Raw genomic sequence first — 7,580 nt, 5'->3', positions numbered from 1 at the left:
GGGGTGGGCTGTTTTTTTTTAATATCCCACCGCCGCGGGGGGGCCCGCGCGGGGGGCCCGCCGCCCCCCGGCCCTTTCAGGCGTTTCTAGGCGCGTTCGAAGATCAGGTCGTGCGAGATCCGGCCTTCGACGTCGGCGCGGTTCTCGAACTTCGTGACCGGGCGCCACTCCGGACGCGGAGCCCAGCCGCCCGGCTCGTCGGCGTGAGGATTGCGCAGGAGCGGCTCGGCCGAGCAGACCTCCATCATCTGCTCCGCGTAGTTCTCCCAGTCGGTCGCCATGTGGAAGGTCCCGCCCGGCGCGAGCCGCGACGCCACCAGCGAGACGAACTCCGGCTGCACGATCCGCCGCTTGTGGTGCCGCTTCTTCGGCCACGGGTCCGGGAAGAACAGCCGGACCCCGGCCAGCGAACCCGGCTCGACATGCGAGGTCAGCAGCACGACGGCGTCACCGTGCATCAGCCGCAGGTTCTCCACGCCGAGCTTCTCCGCGCGCAGCATCAGCTGGCCGAGACCCGGGTCGTACACCTCGACCGCGACGTAATTGAGTTCCGGCGCGGCGGCCGCGAGCTGGGACGTGGTCTCGCCCATGCCCGAGCCGATCTCCACCATGACCGGGGCCCGCCTGCCGAACCAGTCGTCGAAATCCACCGTGCCTTCGGGCAGTTCGCCGACCGTGCGGCCGAGCGACGGCCAGAGCTCGTTCCAGGCTCGCTGCTGCCCGACGGTCATCCGGCCGCCGCGTTTGACATAGCTGACCACGCTGCGCATCCGTGGCTGGTCCTCGTTTTCCACCCGCCCATTAAACGCGGGGGCTGTGTTCACCGGCGAACCCGCGTCCGCGATCACGTCGGCAGGGCGCTCGTCGGCAAACTCCGTCGCCTCGGTCGGAGGGGCGCCCTGCCACCGCGATAGCGGGGCCTTCGGCCGGGGCGGGTTCGGCTTTTGGCTGATTTCCAGAATGCGCCTTCAGCTCCGCCTGCCGGTTACCGCACCGCTTCGAACTCCCCCAGCCGCGACCGCAGCCCGGCGAATCCGCCGACCGCGATCGGCGGCGGCGTCGTACTGGAATGGGCGGGGAGGACGTCGATCCAGCCGTCGTGACGGCTGGTGTTCAGCACCGTGGTCGGGATCGAATGCCCGGAAGCCCCGCGTTCGGAAGGCATGAACTCCCAGTAGCCGGATTCACCGTCCGCGGCCCACGGCACGAATTCCCAACCGGGACGCCTGCCGAGCAGACCGGAGATCCGATCTTCGATGCGGAAACCGAGTTCCCGCGATTCGAGCCTTCCTTCCACGACGGCGCGAAGCCACCACGGCGCGGGGATTTCGCCGTGCATTCCACTGGACGCGCGGTACAGCGCGACAACGAGATCTTCGGGTGCGCGGTGCACCCAGGCACGGCGGATATCGGACGGCCGGGTCGCCGACGCCACCGTTCGGGGTAGTTCGATCGCTTGGGACCATTCGAGGTCGAGCATGGGCTCGAGTCGTGGCCGGGTACTTTCCGTGCGGGCTTTCGGGATCGTGCGTTCCACTCCCTGACCGGAATCCACCGTCAAGGATCACCTCCGGGGCCGAGAGCCGAAAAAGCGGCTCATCCCGAGCATCGCCCGGTCAGGAACAGTATGTCCGCATCCTGTGAGAGAAGCCACAGGCTCTTAACGTGGACTTAACTCCTTTGGCCGCGGTAAAAGCTCACGCATCCCTTCGATGGGTGATCATCAGCGCGATCGCATAAACAATCACGCAGATGCCGCCGAAATAAGCCAAATAACCCCACGGCCCCAACGGCGGGTCGAGTTTCAGCATCGAAACCGTCAGATCCGGCCCCGAAAACTGATTCGCCGCGAAGAACGGCATCCACTGGTAGATGTCGTCGCCCACTCGCGGAATCAGGATCACGAGACCTTCGATCACCTGCGTCCAGGCCAGCGCGAACCCGAGGGCGAACGCGGGACTGCGGAACAGCAGGCCGAGGCCGACCCCGAGGAGACCGGTCAGCAGGAAGGTCAGTCCCTGGCCGGCCACCGCGCGCCAGTCGGCGCCCGAGTGCAGTCCGAGATCCGCGGCCGGTTTGACCAGGTACGCGATCCCCCACGAGCAAAAGCCCACGAGCAGGCCGATCAGCCCCGAGAAGACCCCGACGACGACGCCCTTCGCCACCAGCGCGGGTACGCGCGACGGCACCGCCTGGAAGGTGAGCTTCATCGTGCCCCAGTTGAACTCGGTCGCCGCCGCGAGGATGGCGAGCACGAGCACCACGGTGCGGCCGAGGTTGCTCGCGGTCTGCGTCGAGGCGACGGTCGCCTGTCCCTCCAGCGGCACCAGACCGAAGAACAACGCGGTGTAGCCGATCGCGAGCACCACCGCGATGGCCGCGCACCACCAGGGCGCCCGCGTGCTCAGCAGCTTGATCCGCTCCGCGCGGATCAGGTTCGCCGTGCTCATCGCGCCACCTCCGGGACACCGGCGCCGTACTCGACGGCTTCGGCGGTGAGTTCCATGTACGCCTGTTCGAGCGAGCCGGTGAGCGGCTTCAGCTCGTGAAGGGTCGCGCCCGCGGCGAACGCGAGCTCGCCGAGGTGATCACTGTCCATTTCGGACACGATGAGCGCGCCGTCCTCCTCGCGGAACTCGGCGCCCTTCTCGGTCAGCGCCGTCCGCAGTTCGGCGAGATGCGGGCTGCGGACCCGCACGCCGAGGCCCTTCGCGCGGCCGACGAAGTCCTCCATCGTCCCCTGATAGATCAGCTTCCCCCGGCCGATCACCACGAGGTCCTGCGCGGTCTGCGCCATCTCCGGCAGCAGGTGGCTGGACACGAACACGGTGCGGCCCTCGGCGGCGAGCGCGTGCATCAGCTGCCGGATCCACACGATGCCCTCGGGGTCGAGCCCGTTGACCGGCTCGTCGAACAGCAACACCCGCGGGTCGCCCAGCAGCGCCGTCGCGATCCCGAGCCGTTGCAGCATCCCGAGCGAGAACTGCCCGGCCCGCTTGCGCGCGACAGACTCCAGGCCGACCAGGCGGAGCACCTCGTCGACCCGCTTGTCGGCCAGCCCGTTCGTGGCGGCGACCCAGCGCAGATGCTCGCGGGCCGGTCGTCCGGGATGCCGCCACGCCGCGTCGATCATGCCGCCGACCGTCCGAAGTGGATCATGCAGCTCGCGGTAGGCCTTGCCGTCGATCGTCACCGAGCCGGACGTGGGGCTGTCGAGCCCCAGCATCATCCGCATCGTGGTGGACTTCCCCGACCCGTTGGGGCCGAGGAACCCGGTCACCCGGCCCGCTTCGGCGGTGAAAGAAAGATCGTTCACGGCGAGTTTGTCGCCGTAACGCTTCGTGAGTCCAGTGGCCTCGATCATCGACCCTCCCGCCAGTGGATTGCGACATTACCAACGGGGAAAGGACCGGGCTGCCCCCCGATCGGCGGCCCGGTCCTTGTTCCCCTTTTTTCTCCCCGTCCGGATGTCCAGCTCCCCCGAGCGGACGTCCGGCCTTCTCCCCTGCGGAAGTTTTCTTACGCGTCGCGTTTGTCGGCGACGACCAGCGAGATGATCAGCAGCACCAGCGCGAAACCGGCGAAGTAGGCCAGCGACCCCGCCTGGCTCAAAGGCGCGTTCGCGGCGGCGGGACCCGAACCGGTGAGGAACCTGTCGGCGACGTGGAACGGCATCCAGTCGTAGATGTCCTTGCCGACCTTCGGGATCAGCTGGATCAGGTTCTCCACCGCGAGGGTGTAGATCAGCAGGAGCGAGATGGCGCCGGCGCTCTGCCGGATCAGGATGCCGACGGCGACCGCGATCACCGAGGCGAGCGCGAACACGACGCCGACACCGGCGACGCTGATCCACTCCGCGGTGGTGTTCAGCATGAGGTCTTCCGGCCGCATGATCGAGGCGAGACCCCAGGCTGCGAACGCGGCGATCTCGCCGATCACGAGCGAAAGCAGCGCGACGACGCCGGTCTTCGCCAGCAGTGCCGATTTGCGGTTCGGGACGGCCTGGAAAGTGGTGCGGATGGTGCCGAAGCGGTATTCGGTGGTCACCGAAAGCGCCGCCAGCACCATGATCACGGTCATGCCGAAGACGTAGCCGAACTGGGAGTTCGAGACGTCGGTGAACTCACCCGCCGGGGCGGCCCCGGCGAAGATGGCGGCGAAGCCGATCACGACCGCGAGGGTGATCAGCGCGCACCACCAGGGTGAGCGTGTGGTGAACAGCTTGATGCGTTCCACGGCGAGCAGAGTCATGGCTTTTCTTTCCTCGAGAGAGTGAGCGGCAGTGTTGGCTACTGGGCGGCGGCGACCACTTCGGCGGCTTCGGCTTCGAGACCGGTGTGGTACTCGACCGAATCGCCGGTGATCTGCATGAAGGCCTGCTCCAAGGAGCCGGTCTGCGGGCTGAGCTCGTGCAGCACGATCTGGTTGGCCGCGGCGATCTCGCCGATCTTCGCACTGTCCAAACCGGACACGATGATCGCGCGGTCCTCGTCGTTGACCTGGGCGCTCGCCTGCGTCAGCGCAGTGCGCAGCGCGGGCAGTTGCGGCGACCGGACCTTGACCGTGTTTTCGGCGGCCCGCGCCACGAAGTCCTCGGTGGAGGACTGGGAGATCAGCTGTCCCTTGCCGATCACGACCAGCTGGCTCGCGGTCAGCGCCATCTCCGAGAGGAGGTGCGAGGAGACGAACACCGTGCGGCCCTCGTCGGCCAGCCGGTGCATGAACTTCCGGATCCAGAGGATGCCCTCGGGGTCGAGGCCGTTGACCGGCTCGTCGAAGAGGAGGACCTCCGGGTCACCCAGCAGCGCGGCCGCGATCCCCAGCCGCTGCGACATGCCGAGCGAGAACCCGCCGGCGCGCTTTCCGGCGACGCTGGTGAGCCCGACGACGTCGAGCACCTCGTCGACCCGGCCCGCCGGGATCTTGTTGGACTTCGCCATCCACTGCAAGTGCGCCCGCGCCGACCGGTTGGGGTGTACCCACTTGGCGTCCAGCAGCGCGCCGACCGTCCGCAGCGGCTCCTTCAGCTCGCGGTACTGCTTGCCACCGATGCGAACCTGACCCGAGGTCGGATTGTCCAGGCCGAGGATCATCCGCATGGTCGTCGACTTTCCCGCCCCGTTGGGGCCGAGGAAACCGGTGACCTTCCCGCTCGCGACGGAGAAGGAAAGGTTGTTCACCGCCAGTGTCTTGCCGTACCGCTTGGTGAGGCCCGCTGCCTCGATCATGTCTGCTCCCCTCGGTGACTGCGAGAACAATCGTCGTCCATGTGGGTGGCCGAGCGCGTCATCCTGAGGTGCCAACCTGGTACCCGACCTGAGAAGTAGCTTGCCGTCTCCGGACGGCGTACGCGATCGGTGACACCCCTGAGAGTGACCCTGAATCGCCAGGGTTAATGAACCATGGTTCAATAATGGCATGGCGAGACCCCGCACCATCACCGACGAACGACTGCTGGAAGCGGCGGGGACCGTGATCGGCAAGGTCGGCCCGGGTTTCACGCTGGCCCAGGTGGCGGCGGAGGCCGGGGTCGCGGTCGGCACGGTCGCTCAGCGGTTCGGCTCGAAAAACGGCCTCTTGCAGGCGTTGAGCCGGTTGAACACGCGATCCGTCGTAGGGCTGATGCGGGATTGCGGCGAGCTGGCCGACCCCGTGGAGGCCCTGCGCGCGGCGGTCATCGTGATCTACGAGGGCTTGGGGACGGCGGAGACCGCGGCGAACCACCTCGGGCAGTTGGGAGTGGACATCGGCGATCCGGACCTCCGCGCCCTGCTGGGTGACCATTTCACCGCCGTGGAAGCGGAACTACGGCGGCTGACGCGGGTCGCGGCGCGTGACCTGCCGGGCGCGCCGGGGGTCGTCCGTGCGGCGCGAGTGCTGATGGGGGTGGCGAACGGGGCCGCGCTGGATTGGTCGATCCGGCCGAAGGGCCGGATCGTCGACCGAATGGGGCAAGACGTGGACGCGGTACTGACCGCGTGGAAAGGAGCGTCCTGAATGGACCGGAAAGTGGCCGTCGTCACGGGGGCGACGCGAGGATGTGGCCGGGCGATCGCGGTGGAGCTGGGCAGGCTCGGCTGGACGGTGTTCGTCACCGGCCGCACGACCCGGGAGCGGCAGTCGCCGATGAAGCGGTCGGAGACGATCGAGGACACCGCGGAGCTCGTCGACGCGGCGGGTGGCCGGGGGATCCCCGTCCGCACCGACTTCACCGAAGTGTCCGATGTGGACGCGCTGAAGGCGCGGATCGAGTCCGAAGTGGACGGCCGGATCGACGTCCTGATCGACGACGTCTGGGGTGGTGACCCGCTCGCGGACTTCGACGGGGCGTACTGGGACTCCAGCCTCGACGACGCGCTCACGCTGGTGCACAACGCGATCGACACGCATCTGATCGCGCTGCACCGGCTGCTGCCGCTGGTCGTCCGGCAGGAGGGCGGACTCGTCATCGAGGTCACCGACGGCGACCACGACGAGTACGTCGGCGCGGGAATCCCGTATTTCCTCGCGAAATGCGGGATCCGCGCGATCGGCAGGGCGCTCGGCGCCGACCTGAAGAAGTACGGCTGCGTCGGCATGACCGTCACGCCGGGTTTCCTGCGGTCGGAGGCGATGCTCGACTACTTCGGGGTCACCGAGGAGACCTGGCGTGACGCGGTGGGCAAGGCCGCCCCGGTCGACTTCGCCATCTCGGAGACCCCGGCGCTGCTCGGGCGGGGTGTCGCGAAGCTGGCGACCGATCCGGAAGTGTCGCGGTTCGCGGGCAAGACGCTGGCGTCGTGGACGCTGATGAACGAGTACGGCCTGACCGACGTCGACGGCTCGCGCCCGGACTTCGGCAAGTGGATGGCCGAAGTCCGGGAGGCGGGCAAGGACACGGCGACGGCCGACCACTCGCTCTACCGCTGAGCCCGGGCTGGCCGGGGAGTCACTTCTTCCCGGCCAGCACGTCCAGATAGTGCTGGTTGAACATGACACCGAGGACGTTGCCGAAGGGGTCGACGACGGCCGCGGTCACGAAGCCCGGACCGCGCTCGATGATCGGCTCGTACTCCTTCGCGCCCTTCTCGAGCAGCTTCGCGAAGGCGTCCTCGACGTCGTCGACGGCCCAGTTCGCGATGGCTCCGCCAGGGCCGGGCTGGGCCGTCGACGGCCGGTAGTCGCCGCGGAGCAGGCCGAACTCGTGCTGATAGTCGCCGATCCGGAACTCGGCGTACGCCGGCTTCCCGTCATGGCCGTCGCGGACGAAGTACGGCTCGATCCCGAACAGATCCGAGTACCACTCGATCGCGGCGGCCATGTCGTCGGCGTAGAACGTGGTGGTGGTGAGACCTCGCAGCATTTCCTTCTCCTCCGGTAGTGGCACTGAGAAGAAGGATCCGCCGCAAAGTGCTCACCGAATGACCACTTTTCCGGACGGGTCTCGTGAGTGGCAAGGACGGTTAGAGCCAATCGTGTCTTGAGTACCTACGGTCCGGTGGTTTTCGCGTGACCGGATGGACGGCACCTGTGATCAGACGGACGACACGCGGCGCCAGCCGAGTCCCCGTCGCGTGTCGTCCGTCCAGTCACGTGTGTCG

At 67.7% G+C, this 7,580-nt stretch carries 9 protein-coding genes; 2 read left to right on the top strand and 7 right to left on the bottom strand.

Going from position 1 to position 7,580, the window contains the following annotated elements:
- Window positions 1-86: 86 nt before the first annotated feature.
- From trmB to ACFWMR_RS41950, 6 genes are all read right to left on the bottom strand, one after another.
- On the bottom strand, window positions 87-770 hold the full coding sequence (trmB, locus tag ACFWMR_RS41975; protein ID WP_378382427.1) for a tRNA (guanosine(46)-N7)-methyltransferase TrmB: 684 nt from the start codon (window positions 768-770) through the stop codon (window positions 87-89).
- A 215-nt stretch (window positions 771-985) separates the two neighbouring features.
- Window positions 986-1,537, bottom strand: a complete 552-nt coding sequence (locus ACFWMR_RS41970; RefSeq protein ID WP_093934986.1) for a hypothetical protein — start codon at window positions 1,535-1,537, stop codon at window positions 986-988.
- Window positions 1,538-1,697: 160 nt separating this feature from the next.
- On the bottom strand, window positions 1,698-2,450 hold the full coding sequence (locus tag ACFWMR_RS41965; protein ID WP_093934987.1) for a hypothetical protein: 753 nt from the start codon (window positions 2,448-2,450) through the stop codon (window positions 1,698-1,700).
- Entirely contained in the window at window positions 2,447-3,364 is a 918-nt protein-coding gene (locus tag ACFWMR_RS41960) for an ATP-binding cassette domain-containing protein (RefSeq protein ID WP_093934988.1), read from the bottom strand. Before ACFWMR_RS41960 ends, ACFWMR_RS41965 begins: the two co-directional genes overlap by 4 nt.
- A 155-nt stretch (window positions 3,365-3,519) precedes the next feature.
- On the bottom strand, window positions 3,520-4,251 hold the full coding sequence (locus ACFWMR_RS41955; protein WP_093934989.1) for an ABC transporter permease: 732 nt from the start codon (window positions 4,249-4,251) through the stop codon (window positions 3,520-3,522).
- A 38-nt stretch (window positions 4,252-4,289) separates the two neighbouring features.
- Entirely contained in the window at window positions 4,290-5,228 is a 939-nt protein-coding gene (locus tag ACFWMR_RS41950; protein WP_378382426.1) for an ABC transporter ATP-binding protein, read from the bottom strand.
- A 190-nt stretch (window positions 5,229-5,418) separates the two neighbouring features.
- On the opposite strand from ACFWMR_RS41950, the gene ACFWMR_RS41945 reads away from it, so the two are divergent.
- Both ACFWMR_RS41945 and ACFWMR_RS41940 read left to right on the top strand, forming a co-directional pair.
- Window positions 5,419-5,997 carry a TetR/AcrR family transcriptional regulator gene (locus ACFWMR_RS41945; RefSeq protein ID WP_378382425.1) on the top strand — a complete coding sequence of 193 codons (579 nt, stop codon included), beginning with the start codon at window positions 5,419-5,421 and terminating at the stop codon, window positions 5,995-5,997.
- Entirely contained in the window at window positions 5,998-6,909 is a 912-nt protein-coding gene (locus ACFWMR_RS41940) for an SDR family NAD(P)-dependent oxidoreductase (RefSeq protein WP_378382424.1), read from the top strand. It begins immediately after the preceding gene.
- 19 nt (window positions 6,910-6,928) lie between these two features.
- Here the strand turns inward: ACFWMR_RS41940 and ACFWMR_RS41935 are convergent, their stop codons facing one another.
- Window positions 6,929-7,342: a VOC family protein gene (locus ACFWMR_RS41935; protein ID WP_378382423.1), complete on the bottom strand. Its 414-nt coding sequence runs from the start codon at window positions 7,340-7,342 to the stop codon at window positions 6,929-6,931.
- Window positions 7,343-7,580 lie beyond the last annotated feature (238 nt).

Source organism: Amycolatopsis thailandensis (assembly GCF_042723255.1).
Classification (GTDB): Bacteria; Actinomycetota; Actinomycetes; order Mycobacteriales; family Pseudonocardiaceae; genus Amycolatopsis; species Amycolatopsis thailandensis.
The sequence above is the reverse complement of the archived record's forward strand: the minus strand, read 5'-3'. Positions and strand labels throughout refer to the sequence as shown.

Coding starts and splice junctions, on each gene's coding strand:
- ACFWMR_RS41935 (WP_378382423.1), bottom strand. CDS start 7,342: ATGCTGCGAGGTCTCACCACCACCACGTTCTACGCCGACGACATGGCC.
- ACFWMR_RS41960 (WP_093934988.1), bottom strand. CDS start 3,364: ATGATCGAGGCCACTGGACTCACGAAGCGTTACGGCGACAAACTCGCC.
- ACFWMR_RS41955 (WP_093934989.1), bottom strand. CDS start 4,251: ATGACTCTGCTCGCCGTGGAACGCATCAAGCTGTTCACCACACGCTCA.
- ACFWMR_RS41940 (WP_378382424.1), top strand. CDS start 5,998: ATGGACCGGAAAGTGGCCGTCGTCACGGGGGCGACGCGAGGATGTGGC.
- ACFWMR_RS41945 (WP_378382425.1), top strand. CDS start 5,419: ATGGCGAGACCCCGCACCATCACCGACGAACGACTGCTGGAAGCGGCG.
- ACFWMR_RS41965 (WP_093934987.1), bottom strand. CDS start 2,450: ATGAGCACGGCGAACCTGATCCGCGCGGAGCGGATCAAGCTGCTGAGC.
- trmB (WP_378382427.1), bottom strand. CDS start 770: ATGCGCAGCGTGGTCAGCTATGTCAAACGCGGCGGCCGGATGACCGTC.
- ACFWMR_RS41950 (WP_378382426.1), bottom strand. CDS start 5,228: ATGATCGAGGCAGCGGGCCTCACCAAGCGGTACGGCAAGACACTGGCG.